General features: G+C 52.3%; 17 protein-coding genes and 3 tRNA genes. 19 read left to right on the top strand and 1 reads right to left on the bottom strand.

From position 1 onward, the window contains the following. Positions 1-59 precede the first annotated feature (59 nt). From H581_RS0117805 to H581_RS0117735, 14 genes are all read left to right on the top strand, one after another. On the top strand, positions 60-1295 hold the full coding sequence (locus H581_RS0117805; protein ID WP_028611202.1) for an LL-diaminopimelate aminotransferase: 1236 nt from the start codon (positions 60-62) through the stop codon (positions 1293-1295). A gap of 386 nt (positions 1296-1681) precedes the next feature. Further along, positions 1682-2257 (top strand): bifunctional pyr operon transcriptional regulator/uracil phosphoribosyltransferase PyrR, encoded by a 576-nt coding sequence (gene pyrR / locus H581_RS0117795; protein WP_028611201.1) that lies wholly within the window; start codon positions 1682-1684, stop codon positions 2255-2257. Next, positions 2254-3153: an aspartate carbamoyltransferase catalytic subunit gene (locus H581_RS0117790; protein WP_028611200.1), complete on the top strand. Its 900-nt coding sequence runs from the start codon at positions 2254-2256 to the stop codon at positions 3151-3153. Before pyrR ends, H581_RS0117790 begins: the two co-directional genes overlap by 4 nt. Before the next feature lie 39 nt (positions 3154-3192). After that, on the top strand, positions 3193-4482 hold the full coding sequence (locus H581_RS0117785) for a dihydroorotase (RefSeq protein WP_028611199.1): 1290 nt from the start codon (positions 3193-3195) through the stop codon (positions 4480-4482). A 66-nt stretch (positions 4483-4548) separates the two neighbouring features. Next, on the top strand, positions 4549-5694 hold the full coding sequence (locus H581_RS0117780; RefSeq protein WP_028611198.1) for a carbamoyl phosphate synthase small subunit: 1146 nt from the start codon (positions 4549-4551) through the stop codon (positions 5692-5694). Continuing rightward, positions 5681-8902 (top strand): carbamoyl-phosphate synthase large subunit, encoded by a 3222-nt coding sequence (gene carB, locus H581_RS0117775; protein WP_028611197.1) that lies wholly within the window; start codon positions 5681-5683, stop codon positions 8900-8902. The genes H581_RS0117780 and carB overlap by 14 nt, the downstream gene beginning before the upstream one ends. A gap of 124 nt (positions 8903-9026) precedes the next feature. Continuing rightward, positions 9027-9764, top strand: a complete 738-nt coding sequence (gene pyrF / locus H581_RS0117770) for an orotidine-5'-phosphate decarboxylase (RefSeq protein WP_028611196.1) — start codon at positions 9027-9029, stop codon at positions 9762-9764. Further along, positions 9757-10404, top strand: coding sequence for an orotate phosphoribosyltransferase (gene pyrE, locus H581_RS0117765; RefSeq protein WP_028611195.1), 648 nt, complete (start codon positions 9757-9759; stop codon positions 10402-10404). Before pyrF ends, pyrE begins: the two co-directional genes overlap by 8 nt. 182 nt (positions 10405-10586) lie before the next feature. Further along, positions 10587-12320, top strand: a complete 1734-nt coding sequence (locus H581_RS0117760) for a methyl-accepting chemotaxis protein (RefSeq protein ID WP_028611194.1) — start codon at positions 10587-10589, stop codon at positions 12318-12320. A gap of 181 nt (positions 12321-12501) precedes the next feature. Then, positions 12502-13233, top strand: coding sequence for an ABC transporter ATP-binding protein (locus tag H581_RS0117755; protein WP_084134608.1), 732 nt, complete (start codon positions 12502-12504; stop codon positions 13231-13233). After that, positions 13199-14263, top strand: a complete 1065-nt coding sequence (locus H581_RS0117750) for an efflux RND transporter periplasmic adaptor subunit (RefSeq protein ID WP_028611192.1) — start codon at positions 13199-13201, stop codon at positions 14261-14263. The genes H581_RS0117755 and H581_RS0117750 overlap by 35 nt, the downstream gene beginning before the upstream one ends. A 3-nt stretch (positions 14264-14266) precedes the next feature. After that, positions 14267-17185, top strand: coding sequence for an ABC transporter permease (locus H581_RS0117745; protein ID WP_028611191.1), 2919 nt, complete (start codon positions 14267-14269; stop codon positions 17183-17185). A 5-nt stretch (positions 17186-17190) separates the two neighbouring features. Continuing rightward, a complete protein-coding gene (locus H581_RS0117740) occupies positions 17191-18078 on the top strand; it encodes an ABC transporter ATP-binding protein (protein ID WP_028611190.1) in 888 nt (295 codons plus the stop codon). 5 nt (positions 18079-18083) lie between these two features. Beyond that, positions 18084-19592: an ABC transporter substrate-binding protein gene (locus tag H581_RS0117735; RefSeq protein ID WP_028611189.1), complete on the top strand. Its 1509-nt coding sequence runs from the start codon at positions 18084-18086 to the stop codon at positions 19590-19592. Positions 19593-19653: 61 nt separating this feature from the next. Here H581_RS0117735 and H581_RS0117730 read toward each other — a convergent pair whose 3' ends face one another. Further along, positions 19654-20199, bottom strand: coding sequence for a 2'-5' RNA ligase family protein (locus tag H581_RS0117730; RefSeq protein WP_245600057.1), 546 nt, complete (start codon positions 20197-20199; stop codon positions 19654-19656). A 153-nt stretch (positions 20200-20352) separates the two neighbouring features. Here H581_RS0117730 and H581_RS38445 point away from each other — a divergent pair, with 153 nt between their 5' ends. From H581_RS38445 to H581_RS0117710, 5 genes are all read left to right on the top strand, one after another. Then, complete coding sequence (locus H581_RS38445; protein ID WP_169507515.1) at positions 20353-20517, top strand: hypothetical protein; 165 nt, start codon at positions 20353-20355, stop codon at positions 20515-20517. 111 nt (positions 20518-20628) lie between these two features. Beyond that, positions 20629-20705: transfer RNA gene (locus H581_RS0117725), tRNA-Met, on the top strand. Positions 20706-20742: 37 nt separating this feature from the next. Continuing rightward, positions 20743-20819, top strand: a tRNA-Ile gene (locus H581_RS0117720). 22 nt (positions 20820-20841) lie between these two features. Further along, positions 20842-20927: transfer RNA gene (locus H581_RS0117715), tRNA-Leu, on the top strand. 246 nt (positions 20928-21173) lie between these two features. Beyond that, entirely contained in the window at positions 21174-21662 is a 489-nt protein-coding gene (locus H581_RS0117710) for a hypothetical protein (RefSeq protein ID WP_028611187.1), read from the top strand. Positions 21663-21676: the final 14 nt, after the last annotated feature.

Here is a 21676-nt window from a genome sequence, read left to right as displayed (position 1 = left end):
CGATATTCTAAACATTAACGGTAGAAAATTATGAAGAATTAAGGATAGGTGACATCTAAATGACGGCTATTAATCAAAATTATTTGGAGCTGCAGGGCAGCTACTTATTTTCTGAAATTGCGAAGCGCCGCACGAAGTTTATTCAAGAAAATCCGAATGCTGAAATTATCAGCCTCGGGATCGGCGATGTAACGCGCGGTTTGCCGGACGCCGTTTTGAACGCAATGCACAGCGCGGTGGACGAGCTCGCTTCCCCCGGTTCTTTCCGCGGTTACGGCCCGGAGCAGGGCTATGATTTCTTAATTCAAGCGATTATCGAAAATGACTATAAAGCACGCGGCATCGAGATCGCTTCGAACGAAGTTTTCGTAAGCGACGGATCGAAATGCGACGTCGGCAACATCCAAGAGATATTCAGCGAGAACAGCATCGTTGCGGTGCAAGATCCGGTTTACCCGGTTTATGTGGATACGAATGTAATGGCCGGCCGTTCCGGTAAATACAATCAAGATACAAAGCGCTACGAGAATATCGCTTACCTGGAATGCACGTCGGAAAATAATTTCAAGCCGAGCTTGCCTGACCGCAAGGTGGATATTATTTACTTGTGCTACCCGAACAACCCGACCGGGATGACGCTGACGAAGGAAGAGCTGAAGGTATGGGTGGATTACGCAAGAGCAAACAACTGCATTATTTTGTACGATTCGGCGTATGAAGCGTTCATCCAAGAAGAGGATGTGCCGCACAGCATCTACGAAATCGAAGGCGCCCGCGAAGTGGCGATTGAATTCCGCAGCTTCTCCAAGACAGCCGGCTTTACCGGCGTACGCTGCGCGTATACGGTTGTGCCGCGCGAGCTGAAAGGCTTGGACGCTTCCGGTAACGAAGTGCTGATCAATGACCTGTGGAACCGCCGCCACACAACGAAGTTCAACGGCGTGTCTTATGTGACGCAGCGCGGAGCGGCAGCGATTTACTCCGGAGAAGGCAAGAAACAAATCAAGGAACTAGTCGATTACTACATGACGAACGCAGCTATTATCCGGGATGGATTGGCTTCGATCGGCCTTGAAGTGTACGGAGGCGTAAACGCTCCGTATATCTGGCTGAAAACGCCAAACGGCATGGATTCCTGGTCGTTCTTCGACAAGCTGCTGTCCGAAGCGAACATCGTCGGTACGCCAGGCGTCGGTTTTGGTCAGAGCGGTCAAGGCTATTTCCGCCTTACGGCTTTCGGAAGCCGCGAGAATACGGAGAAAGCGGTTGAAAGAATCCGTAAGCTTAGTCTGTAACAATCTGTATCAATGAAATTGTGATTGTATATTCGATTGAAACGATGGCAATCCATGCATAGCTGCATGGGAATTAACCACACTAAGCATATGCATAAACATGCATAAATTAACGTTTACGCTTGACAAGTTTTGTCGAACGTGGGATAATTCCTTTGATAAACAGCAGTACCTTTAACTCAGTCCCGTGAGGCTGGCAAGGTAGCGTGAACAACAAGTCAATAGAAGAGAAGAAATGGGACATCCTACTGCGGGCTTTCTGTGACGAAAGCTTCGACGGCATGCACCCAAATCTTTTCATGACTGATCACAAGCTCCTTGCGAACGACGCAAGGAGCTTTTTTTTGCCGCAACCGGGCAGGTAATTACGGAGGGAGACAGCGGGAATGACGGAGGAAGAGCATCTGGTCATCATGGATGAAACGGCGATTCGCCGCGCATTAACGCGAATTGCTCACGAAATCGTAGAGAAAAACAAAGGGATCGACGATTGTGTAATCGTCGGGATCCGCACGCGAGGGGTTTACCTCGCAGGGCGGATCGCGGAACGGATTAAAGAAATCGAAGGCAAACCCGTGCCGGTAAGCGAGCTGGATATTACCCGTTATCGCGACGACCGCAAAAGCACGGATTCCGCAGACAACGAAGCGGCAGCCGCCAACGGAGTTTATGAGGGCATGCCGTTTACGGTGCAGGACAAACGAATCATCTTGATTGACGATGTGCTCTACACCGGGCGGACAATCCGCGCGGCTATGGATGCGCTAATGGATTGCGGACGGCCGCAAAGCATACAGCTTGCCGTGCTCGTTGACCGCGGACACCGGGAGTTGCCGGTCCGGCCGGATTTCGTCGGCAAGAACGTTCCGACCTCGAAGCAGGAGCAAATTGAAGTCGCTCTGACTGAAATTGATCTTGTCGATCAAGTAACGATTATTAACCATAGGGGGCAGGCCGGATGACGATGACGCAGCTGAAGCAGCGAAGTTTGCTCGGATTAAAGGAACTAAGCAAGGATGAGATCGAGTCGATATTGGATCGAGCGGCATTCTGGGAGAATCATCCCGTTAAAGTTCACCAGGCGATGCAGGGAAAATTCGCGGCCAATATGTTTTTTGAGAACAGCACGAGGACGAGATTTTCCTTCGAGGTCGCGGAGAAAAGGCTTGGAACGGAAGTGCTTAACTTCTCGGCTGCGGTTTCCAGCGTACAAAAGGGCGAATCGATCTATGATACGGTGCGGACATTGGAGTCAATGGGGATTGACGTCGGTATTATCCGCTTGAAGCCGATCGGAGTTCTGGCAGAGCTTGCTGCGAAGATTAAAGTGCCGCTCATTAATGCCGGCGATGGGAACAACGAACACCCGACGCAAGCGCTGCTCGATCTCTACACGATGCGCAAACATTTTGGCCAGCTCAAGGGGCTGTCGGTTTCGATTGTCGGAGATATTCTGCACAGCCGCGTAGCGAGATCGAACTTGTGGGCGCTTCGGAAATTCGGCGTGAACGTGAGATTCTGCTCGCCGCCGAACATGCAGGCTTCTGAGCTTGATGCGCCTTACATCTCCATAGATGAAGCCATAAAATCGGATGTTGTCATGATGCTCCGAGTCCAGCTGGAGAGGCATGAGAGCGGTATGTTGAGCTCGGCGGAGAGCTACCGCGAGCAGTACGGCTTGACTGTCCAGCGGGCGGCAAAGCTTGCCGAGCATGCGATCATTTTGCACCCTGCTCCGATTAACCGCAATGTAGAGATAGACGATGAGCTTGTCGAGCATCCGCAATCGAGAATCTTCCCGCAAATGGAGAACGGGGTTCCGGTCCGGATGGCAGTTATCGAACGGGCGCTCAGCTAATTTAACATAAACCGAATAATTCCGGAGGGTGAACAAACAATGTCATTATGGATTATAAACGGTAACGTATGGAACGAAGCTTCCGGAAGCCTGGAGAGCAAGCATATCCGACTTGCGAACGGCATTATCGAAGAAATCGCAGACGGATCGGCTCTACCCGATACCGGCAGCGCAGAGGTCATCGACGCTCGCGGGAAGCTCGTATCCGCCGGTTTCATCGATATGCACGTACATCTGCGCGACCCGGGCTTTGAACATAAAGAGGACATTGTTTCAGGCTCGCGATCCGCGGCTAAGGGCGGCTTTACGACGATCGCATGCATGCCGAACACGCGTCCGGTTACAGACACGCCTGAAACCGTCCGATACATTACGAATAAAGCCGGAAAGGACGGCATCGTGAAGGTGCTTCCATATGCGGCTATTACCAAGAACGAACTTGGCCGCGAGCTGACGGATTTCGCCGCGTTGAAGGAAGCCGGAGCCATCGGCTTCACGGATGACGGCGTCGGCGTTCAAAACGCGCAAATGATGAAGAATGCCATGGCACTGGCCAAATCGATGGATATGCCGATTATCGCCCATTGCGAGGATGATTCGCTGGTTGAAGGCGCTTGGGCATCCGAAGGCGAGTTTTCCCGCAAGCACGGCTTGAAGGGCATACCGAATGAATCGGAAGCCATTCATGTCGGCAGGGATGTATTGCTCGCGGAAGCGACCGGCGTTCACTACCATGTATGCCATGTAAGCACCGAGCAGTCGGTTCGGCTCATCCGGCTTGCGAAGCAAATCGGCGTGCGTGTAACCGCTGAAGTATGCCCGCATCACCTGCTGCTGTCGGACGAGGATATTCCGGGACTTGAGGACGCGAATTGGAAAATGAATCCGCCGCTTCGCACGCCGCGCGACGTCGAGGCGGTTATCGAAGCGCTGGAGGACGGCACGATCGATATGGTCGTCACCGATCATGCGCCGCACAGCGCGGAGGAGAAAGCGCGAGGCGTTCAGCTTGCGCCATTCGGAATCGTCGGCTTCGAAACGGCTTTTCCGCTGCTGTACACGAAGTTCGTGCAGACAGGCAAATGGACGCTAGGCTTCCTTCTTCAACGAATGACTTCGGACCCGGCCCGCGTATTCCGCTTGCGGGAAGGCCGATTGGAGCAGGGCATGCCCGCTGATATTACAATCGTCGATTTGAACAGCGAACGCACGGTCGATCCGAGCACCTTTGCCTCGAAGAGCAGCAATACGCCTTTCGGAGGGTGGAAGCTTAGCGGCTGGCCGGTAGCGACGATCGTAAACGGTACGGTTGTCTGGTCTGAGAACTAACAGGTAACAACTGACAATAGCCAGATCCTATATAGGGAATAAATCAACACCTGAGGAGTGAAACGGATGCAAGCAAGATTATTGTTGGAAGACGGAACGTTGTTTACGGGCCTTTCGTTTGGCGCTGAAGCGCAAATGATGGGCGAGGTCGTTTTTAATACAGGAATTACGGGCTATCAAGAAGTATTGTCGGATCCGTCCTATTGCGGCCAGATTGTTACGATGACCTTCCCGCTTATCGGGAACTACGGCATTACGCGCGACGACTTCGAGGCGGTTCGCCCCTTCATTCACGGTTTTGTCGTACGCCGTCACGAGGAGGTGCCAAGCAACTGGCGCGCCCAATACTCGCTCGGGCAGCTGTTGAAGGAATACGGAATTCCGGGCATCAGCGATATCGATACAAGGATGCTGACTCGCAAGCTGCGTCATTACGGGACGATGAAAGGCTTGATCACAACGGGCAATGAGCATGTGGAAGAGCTCGCTGAGCGTCTTAACGGATCGAAGCTGATGACGGACCAAGTCGCGCGCACTTCTACGACGCATTTGTTCTCAAGTCCGGGCCAAGGCGAGCGCATCGTGCTGGTTGACTTCGGCGCAAAAAGCGGAATCCTTCGCGAACTGACGAAGCGCGGCTGCGATGTGGTCGTCGTTCCGCACGATACGACCGCTGATGAAATCCGACGCCTCGCTCCGGACGGCATTCAATTGTCGAACGGCCCTGGAGACCCGAAAGACGTGCCTTATGCCGTCAAAATGATTTCCGAGCTGCTCGGCGAATATCCGATCTTCGGCATATGCTTAGGCCACCAGCTGTTCGCTCTCGCTTGCGGCGCTGATACGACGAAGCTGAAATTCGGCCACCGCGGCGGCAACCATCCGGTTAAAGAACTGGCTACCAACCGCTGTTTCATCACTTCTCAAAACCATGGCTACACGGTGCTTGAGGAATCCGTTCTTAACACGCAGCTGTCCGTGACGCACATTAATAATAACGACCGTACCATCGAGGGTCTGAAGCATAACGCGTTCCCGGCGTTTTCCGTGCAATACCATCCGGAGGCGGCGCCAGGTCCGTTTGATTCGGGCTACTTGTTCGATGACTTCCTGCAAATGATCCGTACGCACAAGAAGAACAACCCGCAAAAACCTCGTCAGGCTGTGTTATCGGAGACGTTGAAAGGAGAGCTTCAGTATGCCCAAAAATAATGAACTCAAAAAAATTCTCGTGATCGGGTCCGGCCCGATCGTCATCGGACAGGCGGCTGAATTCGATTATGCCGGCACGCAGGCTTGCCAAGCTTTAAAAGAAGAAGGCTATGAGGTTGTCCTGATTAACAGTAACCCGGCTACGATTATGACCGATACGAACATGGCAGATAAAGTATACATCGAGCCGATCACGCTTGATTTTGTATCGCAAATCATCAGGCAAGAGCGTCCTGACGGCCTGCTTCCGACGCTTGGCGGCCAGACCGGTCTTAATATGGCGGTTGAGCTTGCGCGCGCCGGCGTTCTTGAACGCGAGAATGTGAAGCTTCTTGGCACGCAGTTGACGGCGATTGAGAAAGCGGAAGACCGCGACCTGTTCCGCGACCTGATGCGTGAGCTCGAGCAGCCGGTTCCGGACAGCGACATCGTTACAACGGTTGAGGAAGCTGTAAATTTTGCTAACCAAATCGGCTATCCGATCATCGTACGCCCGGCTTATACGCTCGGCGGTACGGGCGGCGGCATTTGCGCAAGCGAGGAAGAGCTGCGCGAGACCGTTGCTTCCGGGATCCGTTACAGCCCGATCAGCCAATGCCTGATTGAGAAGTCGATCGCAGGCATGAAGGAAGTGGAATACGAGGTTATGCGCGATGCGAACGACAATTGTATCGTCGTTTGCAATATGGAGAATTTCGACCCCGTCGGCGTGCATACGGGCGACAGTATCGTTGTAGCGCCGAGCCAGACGCTCTCCGACCGCGAGTACCAAATGCTTCGATCGGCATCGCTCAAAATTATTCGCGCTCTGAACATTGAAGGCGGCTGTAACGTGCAGTTCGCGCTTGATCCGCACAGCTATCAATACTACGTCATCGAGGTTAACCCGCGCGTAAGCCGGTCGTCTGCGCTGGCTTCCAAAGCGACGGGCTACCCAATCGCAAAGATGGCTGCCAAAATTGCGATCGGCTATACGCTGGACGAGCTGGTTAATCCGGTCACCGGCCAAACCTACGCTTGCTTCGAGCCGACGCTTGACTATATCGTTTCGAAAATCCCGCGCTGGCCTTTTGACAAGTTTATTAACGCGAACCGTAAGCTCGGAACGCAAATGAAAGCAACCGGCGAGGTTATGGCCATCGGACGCACTTTCGAGGAGTCCATCCATAAAGCGGTTCGCTCTCTTGAAATCGGTACGCACCGCATTCATTTGAAGGATGCGTCCTCGCTTGAAGATACCGTGCTCCGCGCACGTTTGGAGAAGCCGGACGACGAGCGGATGTTCCTGGTGGCGGAAGCATTCCGCCGCGGCTATAAACTGCAGGAAATTCAGGACTTGACGAAGATCGACTGGTGGTTCCTGGATAAAATTCAAGCGATTGTCGCGTTCGAGGATCGTCTGCGCGGCGAATCGACCTTGTCGCAGCAAACGCTGTATGAAGCGAAACGCATGGGCTTCTCCGATCGTTCGATTGCGGAAATTCGCCGAGAAGGCTTCCCGAACGGCAGCCATACGACGGAAGACGATGTTCGCGACCTTCGCATGAAGCTGAATCTAAAGCCGGTTTATAAAATGGTAGACACGTGCGCGGCTGAATTCGAGGCTTCGACGCCGTACTACTATTCCACCTATGAAGTGGAAAACGAAGTTATCGAAACGGATAAGCAAAAGGTGCTCGTGCTCGGTTCCGGCCCTATCCGGATCGGTCAAGGCATCGAGTTCGACTACTCGACGGTTCATGCGGTTTGGGCGATTCAAAACGCCGGCTATGAAGCAGTCATTATCAATAACAACCCGGAGACGGTATCGACGGACTTCAGCACGTCCGACCGCTTGTACTTCGAGCCGTTATTCTTCGAGGATGTTATGAATGTTATCGAGCAGGAGAAGCCGCTTGGCGTAATCGTCCAATTCGGCGGCCAGACGGCAATCAACCTTGCCGCTCCGCTGGCGAAGGCCGGCGTGCGCATTCTCGGCTCCAGCCTGGAGAGCATCGACGCGGCGGAAGACCGCAAGAAATTCGAAGCTCTGCTGCGCGGTTTGAACATCGCTCAACCGGAAGGCAGCACCGTTACTTCGGTCGACGAAGCGGTAGCGACAGCGCAAAAGCTTGGTTACCCGGTGCTTGTTCGCCCATCCTATGTCCTTGGCGGTCGCGCGATGGAGATCGTATACTCCGATGAGGAACTGCTGGGCTACATGGAGGTTGCGGTTAAAATCAATCCGGAGCATCCGGTGCTGATCGACCGTTATATGCTGGGCAAAGAAGCGGAGGTTGACGCGATTTGCGACGGCGAAACGGTTCTGATTCCCGGTATCATGGAGCATGTCGAACGCGCAGGGGTTCACTCCGGCGACTCGATCGCGGTATACCCGCCGCAATCGTTATCCGATGAGATCAAGCAGCAGATCGTCGACATTACGATCAACATTTCCAAAGCATTGAAAGTAATCGGTCTTGTAAATATCCAATTCGTCATTCATAACGATCAAGTGTACGTCATTGAGGTCAACCCGCGTTCGTCGCGTACGGTTCCGTTCCTGAGCAAAGTAACCAACCTGCCGATGGCGAACCTTGCGACAAAAGCGATTCTAGGCACGAAGCTTGCCGAGCTTGGTTATACGGACGGCTTGTGGCCGGAGGATGAATATGTGTCGGTTAAGGTGCCGGTTTTCTCCTTCGCCAAGCTGCGCCGCGTTGACCCGACGCTGACGCCTGAGATGAAATCGACGGGCGAGGTTATGGGACGCGACGTGAAATATGCGAAGGCGCTGTTCAAAGGCTTGATTGGGGCAGGCATGAAAATCCCTACCTCCGGGGCCATTATCGCAACGGTAGCGGACAAAGATAAAGAAGAAGCGACGGAGCTTCTCCGCGGCTTCTATAATCTCGGCTACAAAATTATTGCGACCGGCGGAACGGCAGCCGTGCTTGAAGCGGCCGGGCTTCATGTCACAACCGTGAACAAGCTGAGCGAAGGCTCGCCGAATATTTTGGACCTCGTTCGCGAAGGCCAGGCGCACTTCGTCGTCAATACGTTAACGAAAGGCAAAACGCCTGAACGCGACGGCTTCCGGATCCGCCGCGAAGCGGTTGAGAACGGCGTCGTCTGTATGACATCGCTGGATACGGTGCGCGCGCTGCTTGTGATGCTGGAAACGATCAACTTCTCCTCGCGCTCGATGCCTGTGCCGCAGAAGAAGTAAGAAAAGCTTATATGCACGGCCAGCGTCAGCTGCTTCCCGCCCTCCTAATTCTTGGGAGAGGCGAGGGAGACGCGCGTATGGCCGTTTATTATGCCATTTGACAGGGAAAAAGGGGAGATACCGATTGAAGCTGACAAGTGAACAAGCGGCTGGGAAAATCATGGTTGCGCTGGATTATCCGGATGCGGCCGCAGCGGAACGTCTAATCGCGGAGCTGGAAGGGATTCCTTGCTATATGAAGGTAGGGATGCAATTATTTTATGCTGCGGGACCTTCCTTCGTAGAAAGCTTGAAGAAGAGGGGCTACTACGTGTTTCTCGATGTGAAGATGCATGATATTCCGAATACGGTCAAAGGCGGAGCGAACAGCGTGACCAGGCTTGGGGTAGATATGTTCAACGTTCATGCCGCAGGCGGCGGCGCGATGATGGAAGCGGCGCTGGAAGGCGTGGATGCCGCATGGGCAGGCAGCGGGCAGCGCAGGCCTGCCGTAATTGCCGTAACGCATTTAACAAGCACAAGCCAATCGATGCTTAACGAGCAAATCGGCATTTCGGGCACAGTCGAAGAAGCGGTGCTCCGCTACGCACAGCTGGCGAAAGCGTCCGGGCTGAACGGCGTTGTCGCTTCGCCTTCTGAAGTCGCAGCCATTAAATCGGCATGCGGGGTTTCGTTCCAAACCGTAACGCCTGGCATCAGGCCGGCCGGATCGGACGTAAACGATCAATCCCGGATTATGACGCCGGGCGATGCCTTGAAGCAAGGAACGGATTTTATGGTTATCGGCCGGCCGATAACGACGGCCAAGCAGCCGCGCGCTGCGCTAGAATCCATTATTGAGGAGCTGATTTCTAATGAGTAAACTGACAGTGGCGGAACTGCCGAAGGAAATTGCGAAGAGCTTGCTTGAAATCGAAGCGGTAACGCTGCGGCCAAACGATCCGTTCACCTGGACGTCCGGAATCAAATCGCCGATTTATTGCGATAATCGTCTGACGATGACTTATCCTGCGATCCGCGATCTTGTCGCGGAGGGTTTTGCATCGATCATCCGTGAGAACTATCCGGATGCCGAGGTTATAGCGGGAACGTCTACAGCCGGGATTCCGCATGCCGCATGGGTCGCGCAGAAGCTGAATCTGCCGATGGCCTATATTCGCGACAAAGCGAAGGGCCATGGCAAGCAGAACCAGATCGAGGGTCGTATTCTGCCCGGACAAAAGGTTGTTGTTATCGAAGATTTAATCTCGACCGGAGGAAGCTCCCTGAAGGCGGCGCTCGCCGTTCGCGAAGCGGGAGCGGAGGTTTCCGCCGTGCTTGCCATCTTCACGTACGAATTCGACATGGCGGCGGCTGCATTCGCGGCTGAACGCATGCCTTTGGCTACCTTATCCAACTACAGTACGCTTATTGAAACGGCCGCTCAGCTGGGCAAGGTTGCGCCTGGTGACGTGAATGCGCTGCATTCCTGGCGGAAAGATCCCCAATCCTTCGGTAAATAAACCGCAAATGACATACAAGCATGTGCGCTTCCTGTTTTCCCGGGCGAGCACATGCTTTTTTTCTGCGTCCAATCAGCGCGATTCGACACAAATTCATGCAATATTTGAGATCATCTCTATTTAAACGCCTCCAAATTTCCGATATTTATGAAGTGGAAAACATGTGCGAGGGGCGGATCATCATGAAACTTACATTATCATTGCGTTGGAAACTTATTTTGTTAGCTGCTGTGCCATTGGCTTTTTACGTTACATCGGGCGTGTACCTGATAAACGAGCAGAAGACAATGATGGAGGAAATGACGAACGAGATTTATGAGACTTCTCATACGATCGGCTCGCTGGTGCTCAACGCGGATCGAGATATGTATCAGGCCTTTCAAGCCTATTTGAAGGTAGAATCCGGTTCGTTGGATCAAGCCCAAACGGAGGCTGCCTTGTCGGAGTTGACCGAGAATATGAAGCAAACGGCTGACCGGATGGGGGAAGCCTACCGTATCATAACTGACAAAGGGCTTGTTCATTTGAGCTATGGGGAATCCGAACGGTCGGTTGAACAAATTATGAACGAATTCAAGCAAAACTTCGACATATGGTCGGTTGCAGCGGAGAAGGCGGCAGCGGACGGGGTCAGCCGGTTTGAGAACGAAGAAATTAACAGCAGCTTCGAGACCAGCCGTGCGGGACTTGACGAAATCGATCATAGCCTGGAAGTGTATTCGGAGATGTCGATAGCTGAAATAACGGAACGGTTCGGGACGACGCGGCTGGTTACGTTCGCGAGCATCCTCCTTATTACGCTGTTCCTGATTGCCGCGGTTTTCTTTACTGTCCGGCGCATCATGCAGACAATCAGGAAGGTGATCGGCAAAACAAAAAGCGTATCCGAAGGAGATTTGACCGTCCTGCCGGACGCAGCCTACAGCAAGGATGAGCTGGGCCATATTGCGATTTCTGTTGATCTTATGATTAAGACGATGAGAGAGCTTATCTCGGGAATTGCCGTTAACGCAAGCGCGATCAGCCAAACCTCATCGCAGCTTACGACGGTATCTACGGAGTCGGCCGCTGCCGCCCATCACGTAGCCTTGCAAATCCAAGAGGTGGCAGGCAGCTCCGAAGTACAGGCTAGAGGGGCTTTGGAGACATCGAAAGCGATTGAGGAAATGACGACCGGCATTCAAAAAATCGCGGAAAATACGGCTGCGATCGCGGATCATTCGAGCTCCACCTCGCAACAGGCCGGTGAGGGACAAGCGGCTCTTGCCCGACTGGTCGATCAAATGAGTGAAGCGAGATCCGTTATCGGCAAGCTCTCTGCAACGATAAGCACATTAGAGAATCGATCGCAGCAAATCGGCGTAATCGCAGAGAACATAACCTCTTTTTCGAATCAGACGAACATTCTCTCTTTGAACGCTTCGATAGAAGCAGCTCGCGCGGGTGAGCATGGAAGAGGCTTTGCGGTTGTGGCGGGAGAGATTCGCAAGCTTGCCGCCGGCTCGCTGGAGTCGGCGGAGGGCATTCACCAGCTCGTCGAAGTGACACGCAGCGAAATCGCAGGAGCTTCCGCCTTTATGACCCAAACGATCAAGGAAATGGAGCGGGGCAGCGACAGGGTAAAGGACGTTCATCAAAATCTTGACATTATTGTTTCCGCAATTATTCAAATGAACGAGCAGGTGCATGAGAATTCAGCGATCACGCAGCAAATGTCCGCCAGCTCCGAGCAGGTCAGCGCATCGATGGAGCAGACGGCATCGTCGGCTTCCGTTAATCTGGAGAAGACGGAGAGCGTCGCTGCCGCTACGGAGGAGCAGCTTGCGCTTATGGATAACATCTCATCGTCTGCCGACCATTTAAATGAAATCGTGAGCGGGTTGGACCTTGCCATTTCGCATTTTAAGTTGAAATAACCGGAGTTCATAAAGTCGTAATCGGCGAGCAAGGAACGCGCTGCCGCTTACGGCTTTATTTTTTTTACGGAAAAGTTTAAAAAAGTTGTTTGAATTTGGCGTAACTTTTTGAGCATGTCCTTCGTCTATCATGTAAGATGAGAATTATGAAGGTGGATTAAGGAGGGAAATAGAAGCGCATATGGCCATACCGCAGGAAGCTGAACAAAGGAAAGAGCAGCCGCTTGAGCCCGATCATGAACGTCGACAGCTTCTCACGGTTAACGATGTAGAGCGGACATTTCAAGTAGGCGGCTCGCCGCTTCATGTTTTGAAGGGGATCCGGATGGAGCTCAAGGAACGCCAGCTCGTTATGTTGAGGGGCCGATCGGGCTCAGGCAAGACGACGCTGCTCAATTGCTTAGGCGGTCTGGATACGCCGACCAAGGGAGAAATCCTATTTAACGGATTGCCTTTCCATAACATGAGCGATGATCAACGGACCTTAATCAGACGCAAGGATATGGGCTTTATTTTCCAAGCGTTTGCGTTAATGCCGTTGTTGTCGGCTTGGGAGAATGTCGAGCTGTCGCTTCGGATGGCCGGTATTTCCCGTACTTTATGGAAAGAGAGAGTTGTGCAGTGCCTGGAGCTGGTCGGGCTGGAGAAGCGTATGCATCACCGGCCGTTCGAGCTGTCGGGCGGAGAGCAGCAGCGCGTGGCCATCGCAAAGGCGATCGCGCATAAGCCGAAACTGCTGCTTGCGGATGAGCCGACAGCAGAGCTTGATACCGGAATGTCGGCTCAAATCATGGCGGTCTTTCAAAATATAATCCGCACCGAACACGTTACAATATGCATGACTACACATGATCCTACGATTTTGGAGGTTGCCGACCATGTCTATGAAATGGTGGACGGGAAGTTTATTTAAACGTTCTATGGTTGTATCTATGAGTGTATCCTTACTATTGGCAAGCGGGTGTTCGCTGCTCCCGCCGGAGAAAGAAGAAGAGGTGCTGCCTGAGATCGCTCCGCCTCAAATTTCCAAGAAGCCGGAATACGAGGTAACGACTGCAACGCTGGAGACGAAGGTTCAAGTTATCGGCAAGCTGATTTCACTTGAGGAAGAGACGCTTTTCTTCACGCTTGACGGGAAACATTTGAAGGAGCTGTACGTGAAGGCGGGAGATACCGTCGAAGCGGGCCAAGTGATCGGCGAGCTTGACGTGGATGATCTGGTTAAGGCGCTGCGCCTCGAGAAGCTATCCTTCAAGAAGGAAGAAATAGCGATGAAGGAGACGCTTCGTCAGCGCGACGAGATGGATCCGATCGAATTCGAGGAGAAATCGATCGCCTTTGAAGAGCAGAGGCAGAAGCTTGTCGACATGGAGGAAGAAATCGCCAAGGCAACGTTAAAAGCGCCGTTCGGCGGCACAATCGTTACCCTTAACGTGCAGAAAGGCGATTCCATCAAAGCCTATGCCCCGATTGCCATCGTCGCCGACACGAGTCAAATTACGCCTGCCGCCAAGCTGACCAAGACCGAATTGGAGAGGGTATCTGCCGGTATGGAGGTTGCTGCAAGCATTAACAGTGTCGGTGAATTCAAGGGCATCGTAAAGCAGCTCCCTAGCAAAGCCGATGAGCAGAACAACGGAGGCGGCCAACCAGGGGAACCAAAGCCGGAGCGCCCGGAGGATTTTCTAATTGTAGAAATTAAGGATCTGCCAAAAAACTTGAATCGCGGAACTCCTCTTTCCCTTAATATCATTACGAAGCGTACCGAAAACGCCATTGTCATTCCTCCTTCCACGCTTCGTTCGATCGGTTCGCGCACCTACGTGCAGGTTATAGATGAAGAAGGCAAACGCGAGGTGGACGTGGAGGTCGGACAACAAACCGCGACGCAGGTTGAAATCCTGAAAGGGCTCACGCCGGGGCAGAAAGTTGTAGGTCGATAGCTGATGGGAATACCATTATTTCGTTTTTTGTTCCGGAAGATGTGGAACACGCGCTGGCTTACGTTAAGCACGCTGGCGGGATTAACCTTGGCGGTGGCCTTTGCGACGAGTATACCGATGTATGCGGACGGGGCCCTCAAAAGAGTCGTGGCCGATTCCTTGCAGCAGAAGAGCGCCGGATTGCCGGCGGGCTCCCTGCTGATGCGGTATCAATCGCCCGCCGGCGGAAAAACGGATTTGCCCGCCTTATCCGAACTGGAGCGATATATATCGGAAGGCGTGCCGAAAGAAATCGGATTTCCTTTCGATACGTTTGTACACGGCTATTCCATCCGAAGCGCGGAGGTCGTGCCGGAGGATTCATCTAAGGTCGACGCGAGCCGCAACCGCCAGCTGACCATGATGAACACGTCTGGCCTGGAGGCGAATACGGAGCTGACGCAGGGCAGATGGTTCGTTAACGCCGAAGGAGACGGCGAGCTCCTCGAAGCGGTGATGTTCGAGGAAGCGATGTTCCGAAACGATGTACATATCGGCGATATTTTCGAATATCCGGTATACGGCGGTCTTGATCTGACGCTTCGGGTCAAAATCGTCGGGGCGGTTAAGCCGCTTAACGATACGAGTTCTTATTGGTACCAGGGCATGGAAGGCCTTCTCAATACGTTCCAGATCAGTGAAGAAGCTTTTGAGAAAATACTGCTCGATAAGCTTGGCATACCGCTTCATAATGCGAGCTGGTATTACGCCTTCGATCTGTCGGAGATCCAAACGAGCCAATTGTCGCCGCTCGGCCGGACCCTTGAAAGGCTCAACATCGAGCTGTATCAGCGCCTGAAAGATACGAGAGTGGAAATTTCCTTCGCTTCCACGCTGACGGAGTTCAAGAAGCAGAGCCTGCAGCTTCAGACGCTGCTCTTTACGCTCGCGGCGCCTATGCTTGCGATGGTATTTTATTTTATCGCGATGAATGCCCGGCAATCTTTGGATAAACAGCGAAGCGATATTGCCGTGCTGCGAAGCCGGGGAGCGGGAACGCGCCAGATCATTTGGATTTATTTGCTCGAAGGACTTATTCTAGGCGGGATCGCGCTGGCGTCCGGGCCGTTTATCGGCTGGTTCATGGCGAAGAGCATCGGCTCGGCGAACGGCTTCTTATCCTTCGTCGACCGCAAGTCGATTCCGGTCGGCTTCTCGACCGAAGCGATTATCGCCGGCGGCGCGGCGGTGCTGCTCGCTTTGCTGGCAACGATCATTCCCGCGGTCATTTATGCGCGGTCATCCATCGTCAGCTATAAGCAGGAACTGGCCCGTTCCGACCGGAAGCCGGGCTGGCAGCGATGGTATCTTGACGTGCTGCTGCTTGCCGCGGCGGGTTATGGCTGGTATATGTTCAACGAGAGGCAAATGCTTACGTTTCAGACCGGCATGACGACCGATCAGCTTAACGTTCAGCCGTTTTTGTTCTTTGTGCCGGCGCTGTCGATATTTGCGTTAGGACTGTTTTTCTTGCGGCTGTTCCCTTGGCTGCTTAAGCTGTTCAACTGGCTCGGCCGGAAGTTCCTGCCCGTGCCGCTCTACTTGACGTTAACCCAGCTGTCTCGATCGTCCAAAGGCTATTATCCGCTAATGATCCTGTTAGTGCTGACGCTCGGACTTGGCGTCTATAACGCTTCTGCGGCGCGAACGATCGATTTGAACTCGACGGAACGCACCTTATACAAATACGGATCTGATGTGATGATTCAGACCGTTTGGGAAGGTTCGCCAGAAATTGTCACAACGCCGGGAAGCGGCGGTAACGGAGGAAATGGCGGAAATGGCGGCGGAGGAGGAAACGGTAACGGAGGAAACGGTAACGGAGGAAACGGAGGGAACGGAGGGAATGGCGGAGGCGGTGGCGGCCAAACGGTGCCGACCCGCATTTTATACAGCGAGCCTCCATTCGAGTTATTCCGTTCGCTTGACGGCGTAGAGGCTGCCGCCCGCGTCATGCAGACGAAAGGGAATGTTGTGATTTCCGGCAAATCCATCGGTCAAGGCACCGTGATGGGGATCGATAACGTCGACTTCGCCAAGGTGGCCTGGTTCCGGGAGGATTTATATCCGGTTCATCCCTTCAATTATTTGAATAATTTAGGCTTGTATGAGCATGCGGCGATTATCCCGTCCAAGGTTGCCGAGAAATATCAGCTGAAGCTGGGCGATCTTGTATCCGTCGGGTTCCCGGAAGGAATGCTTGAGTTTACGGTTGTCGGGATACTGCCTTATTGGCCTAGCCAATATCCGGATAAATCTCCTTTCGTCATTACGAATTTGGATTATATCTACGATCAAATGCCGCTTATACCTTATGAAGTATGGTTGAAGATGAAGCCTGACGCGAAGGTTGCGCCGATCATCGATACGCTGCAGAAAGCGGGAGTTGGGCTGGCGTCCGTAAAGGATGTAAGGAGCGAGCTGATATCCCAATCGAAGCATCCTACGAGGGGCGGCGTATTCGGCATATTGAGTCTTGGCTTCTTGGTTTCCGTGATCATTACGCTTGCAGGGTATGTGCTTTACTGGTTCTTTAACTTATCCGGCCGCGTCGTTCAGTTCGGCGTGCTGCGCGCAATGGGTCTCTCCCGCAAGCAGCTTACCGGCATGCTGCTCCTCGAGCAGCTGTTCACAGCGGGACTTGCGATCGGCCTTGGCATATTGATCGGCAAGGCGGTCAGTCTTCTGTTCCTGCCATTCCTGCAAACGGCCGAAAATGTAGCTGAGACGGTGCCGCCTTTCCGCGTCGTGTTCGACTCGAACGATACGAACCAACTGTTCTATGTCGTCGGATTTATGATGCTGGTCGGCGCCATGCTGCTCTTCTTGCACATCCGCAGGCTGAGAGTGCATCAGGCGGTCAAGATGGGAGAGGAACGATGACTACGATGATCGATTGCGAAGGCTTGGTAAAAATCTACAAAACCGAAGATCTGGAGGTCGTCGCGCTGCAAGGCCTCAACTTGAAGGTCGAGGAAGGCGAGCTGATGGCCATCATCGGCAACAGCGGCAGCGGCAAATCTACGCTCCTGAATACGCTGGGCGGGCTTGACCGCCCTTCTGCCGGTCAGGTGAAGGTAGGCCCATGGGATTTGCTTAAAATTACGGATGAGGAGCTTGTGCAATACAAGCGGGAAACCGTGGGTTTTATTTGGCAAAATAATGCTCGGAACCTGCTGCCGTACCTATCTGCTCTTGAGAACGTGGAAATGCCGATGATGCTTTCCGGCAAGGTTGACCGGGAGTATGCGAAGCAGCTCCTTGAATGGGTGGGACTGAAGGAGCGAATGCATAACAAGCTGCATCAGCTCTCCGGCGGCGAGCAGCAGCGCGTAGCTATTGCTATTTCTTTATCTAACCGTCCGAAGCTGCTGCTCGCCGATGAGCCGACCGGCTCGGTCGATACGGCTACGTCGGATTTAATTATGGGTATTTTCCGCCAATTGAATCGCGAGATAGGCATAACGATTGTCATCGTTACGCATGATCTGACGCTGGCCAGCAAGGTAGACCGCGTTGTTGCCATCCGCGACGGCTTAACAAGCACCGAATTTATTAAGCGTAATCCGAACATAAACACGGATGGAGGTGAGGTCGAGCTGCCGGCTGCCGGCGGGCTGCAAAATGTGCATGAGGCGTATGTTGTCGTAGACCGGGTCGGAAGATTGCAGGTGCCTAAGGAATATTTATCGGCTCTTCATATTAAAGACAAAGCAACGATGGAGTTTGACGGTGAGCGGATTATCATTACTCCGCCTAAATCATTGGGGGGTTAAATCGAATGTATAACAAACGGTTGTCAGGATTTCGTAAATTCGCATTGCTCAGCTTAACGCTTGCCATGCTCATCGGCTTGCTTGCCGCTTGCAGCGGCGGCTCTAACGAATCAGCGGAGACGCGGGTGCTGAGGATCGGCGTCCTGTATGGCGGCGCCGAAAACGAGCCTTATTTCCGCCAGCAATATACGGATATGTACGAATTGACGCATCCGAATATCCAGTTTGAAATCGTAGGAGCAATCAGTTACGAGGATCAGCGTTTCGAACAGACCGAGCCCGGCAAGCCGGTAGATCAGCCGGATCCTTACGAGAAAATGAAAGAAATGCTAACGGGACAAAATCCGGTTGACGTCGTTGTACTGGACTACAACATGCTTCGCCGCTTAACGCAAGACAACCTGCTTAAGCAGCTTGACCCGCTTGTAACGCAGGACAAATTTGATTTGAGCGACTACGTTCCGACGGTTATCGAAGGCATTAAAGCGGCTGGAGACAGTAATCTATTCGCTTTGACGCCGACCTTCAGCTCATCCGCCCTCTATTATAATAAGAAATTGTTTGCAGACGCGGGCGTTACGCTTCCTACGGACAAAATGGAATGGCAGGATGTATTCAACCTGGCTCGTCAAGTAGCTAAAGGAGAAGGCGAGGATCGTTCATTCGGCTTTACCTTTAACCGCTGGCCGTCCGACGGCTTCAACGATACGCAGGTATACAGTTCGGCGCTGCAACTGAAAATGTGGGATGACAAAGCCGAGAAAATGCTTGTAAACAGCGATGATTGGGAAGGGGTATGGAATTCCGTCGCCTCGCTGTATAAGGAAGAAATCGTTCCTACTCAAGAATTCATTAATAAGATGAACGAGAAGCAAAACGCCGAAGGCATAAATGATCCGTTCTACGGGGACTTATTCATCAAGGGCAAGGTCGCCATGACGATCGGCGATTACAGCTATATCAACGAGCTGAAGAGAGCGTCTGACAATGCGTCCAAAATAAAAGATTTTGTACCGGTTGATTGGGACGTCGTAACGGTTCCCGTAAACCCTAAGGATCCGGAGACCGGCGGCAACATCTATCTTAGCCAGCTGATGGGGATTAATGCCAAAGCCCAGAATGATAAAGACGCCTGGGAGTTCATTAAATTTACGAACGGTAAGGATTGGGCGAAGCTGAAATCGAGAAGCTTGTACGAGATGGTAGCCCGCAAAGAGTTCTTGACTCCAATCGGCGGTCTGCAATACAACATCGATGCATTCACAACGCTTAAGCCGCTGCCGCCTACGAGCACGGATGCCGACAAGGTATACCGTGAGAAGCCAGGCATCTGGGAAGCGCAGTCGCCTGGCTACGAGCTGTTCCAGGAAGTCATCAACGAAACGAAAACGGCGCGTGAAGCGTTAGCGGAGTGGGAGACGCGCGGCAACGCCGTGTTGGAGCGAATAAAAGCGAATCCGAACGGAGACGGCGGTGGCGGAGGCGCTATCGACATTATGCCAATGCCTAGATAAATACAGAATATAGAATAAAGCCCGCATGTGACGGAATGTCGCATGCGGGCTTTATTGATTCTTACTGCGTTGCGGATGAACCTTTAAACAAAAAGGACTGATAGGCGGTCCATGAACCGTTATCCGTCTGGTAGAGCAAATGTATGCGGTCTATTTTTGAGGTGATGTCGAAGGCTTGCATTCGCAAATTTCCGTACAGGTCGTGAAGCTCGTCTGCGGACATATCCCGTCCGATCGTAAGATGCGGCGTATACACATGCTTTGGCGCTTCAACCGTCAATGGCCCGCTGCATATATGCTTGTGGAGCTCCTGCATGCCGGTCGTGTCTTCGAGCGCTAAATAGAGCACATGGTTTGATGGATAGAAAGAGGACACGCGGTTAAAATGTACGGTGAAGGGGGACAGCGAAGCTGTTGCCTGCTCCAAATAAGCGACCGTTTCTTCTAACTGTTCCTCCGTCCAGTCCTCCTTCTCCCGTACTGTCATATGGGCGGGAATCGTGGTGTAATGGGGGTCATACCGCCTGCGCCAGCTGTTTGCAAGATCTTGTGCATGCTTTTCGGGGAAAACGGCAATGCCGAATAACATCGTGATCAGCTCCTTCATAATGACCTACTTTGAGTATACCCGATTTGCCTCAAATAATAGAGGCTTTAGGGAAATCCGCTTGTAATATCCGAATTTTGGGGTATTCTAATCGCGACATGCGTTGTTTCGTCGGTACAGATAATAAAATTTTTTTGATCTGGGGGGATTTGTATGAGATGGGTGTACTGGGTCAGATTATACGAAACGAAGTTTCAGGCGGGGTGCCTTGTCAGGCGTATGGAAAACGATTGGTGGGTTTACGGGTACGAATGCCCGCGCGAGGTGGAAGTATTCCGTTCGCGCAAGGGGCGTTACGGCGTAAGGTTTATTCCTTAAAATATGAGGAGTAAAAATAAATTAAAATATTTTACTTGACTTAAAACCCGCTCATATAGTATATTAATTGATGTCGCCATTCAAGAAACTTACTTTCAAATGGTATTACGTCGCGGGGTGGAGCAGCCCGGTAGCTCGTCGGGCTCATAACCCGAAGGCCGCAGGTTCAAATCCTGCCCCCGCAACCAACCTTTCGATGAATACGTTGAAATATACGTTTTTCGAGGGCCCTTAGCTCAGTTGGTTAGAGCGGTCGGCTCATAACCGATTGGTCGGGGGTTCGAGTCCCTCAGGGCCCACCATTTGCAGAAGCGCTCATGACATGCCGGGGTGGCGGAACTGGCAGACGCACAGGACTTAAAATCCTGCGGTGGGTGACCACCGTACGGGTTCGATTCCCGTCCTCGGCATACCTACAAAACCTCAATAAAACAAGGTTTTGGTTTAAAGGTACATTTATTTGCACGACTACATAGCTTTGAATCCCGAGTGTTTGATAAACATGAGATCAATTACGCTGGATTTCCGGATAAAGATCCTTCTTTTGCTCAGAGCAAAGAGGGATCTTTTTCTATTTCCGCACATGGTAGACTTACTAGGCCGGAAAACGATACAATAACAAGAGCAATTATTTCTTAGGAAGGGGGACATCTGCTATGTTCTCGGCGAATAAAGAACAGTCTTCATTCAAAGAAAGGTCGCGCATGCTGTATGCCCAGGTGGATTCGCTCAAAGACAGCTTATATGCGGATCTGCTGGAAAGATTCAGGCAGGATAAGTCGATCGGAGAGCATGAAGCGAGATGGAAGCTGGGCATTATGGTGGCGGCCATTTCGACGGCGCTGTTCAGTAAAGCGCTAGCCGTCAATAAGGAATATCCGGTCATATACACGTACTTCAAAATCAAGCTGAACGAATATTCCCCCGAAAGCGAAGCGGCGATCGAGGATTGTATGGGCTTAATCGCGGACATTATGAACCGGACGGATTACGACCCCATTTCGTTTACGGATACAATTGCATTATGGCTATATTTTAATATCAGGGGCAAGGAGCAATTAATGATTGATGAGACAACACCTTACTTGCTGGTTGCGCAGTTTATAAATAATAATTTCTTTAACTGGTTTGATGAAACGGAATGAGTAGAATATGGACA

The organism is Paenibacillus harenae DSM 16969 (assembly GCF_000422465.1).
In the GTDB taxonomy this organism is placed as follows: Bacteria; Bacillota; Bacilli; order Paenibacillales; family Paenibacillaceae; genus Pristimantibacillus; species Pristimantibacillus harenae.
Note: the sequence above shows the minus strand (reverse complement) of the source record. Positions and strands in the feature narration are given on the sequence as shown.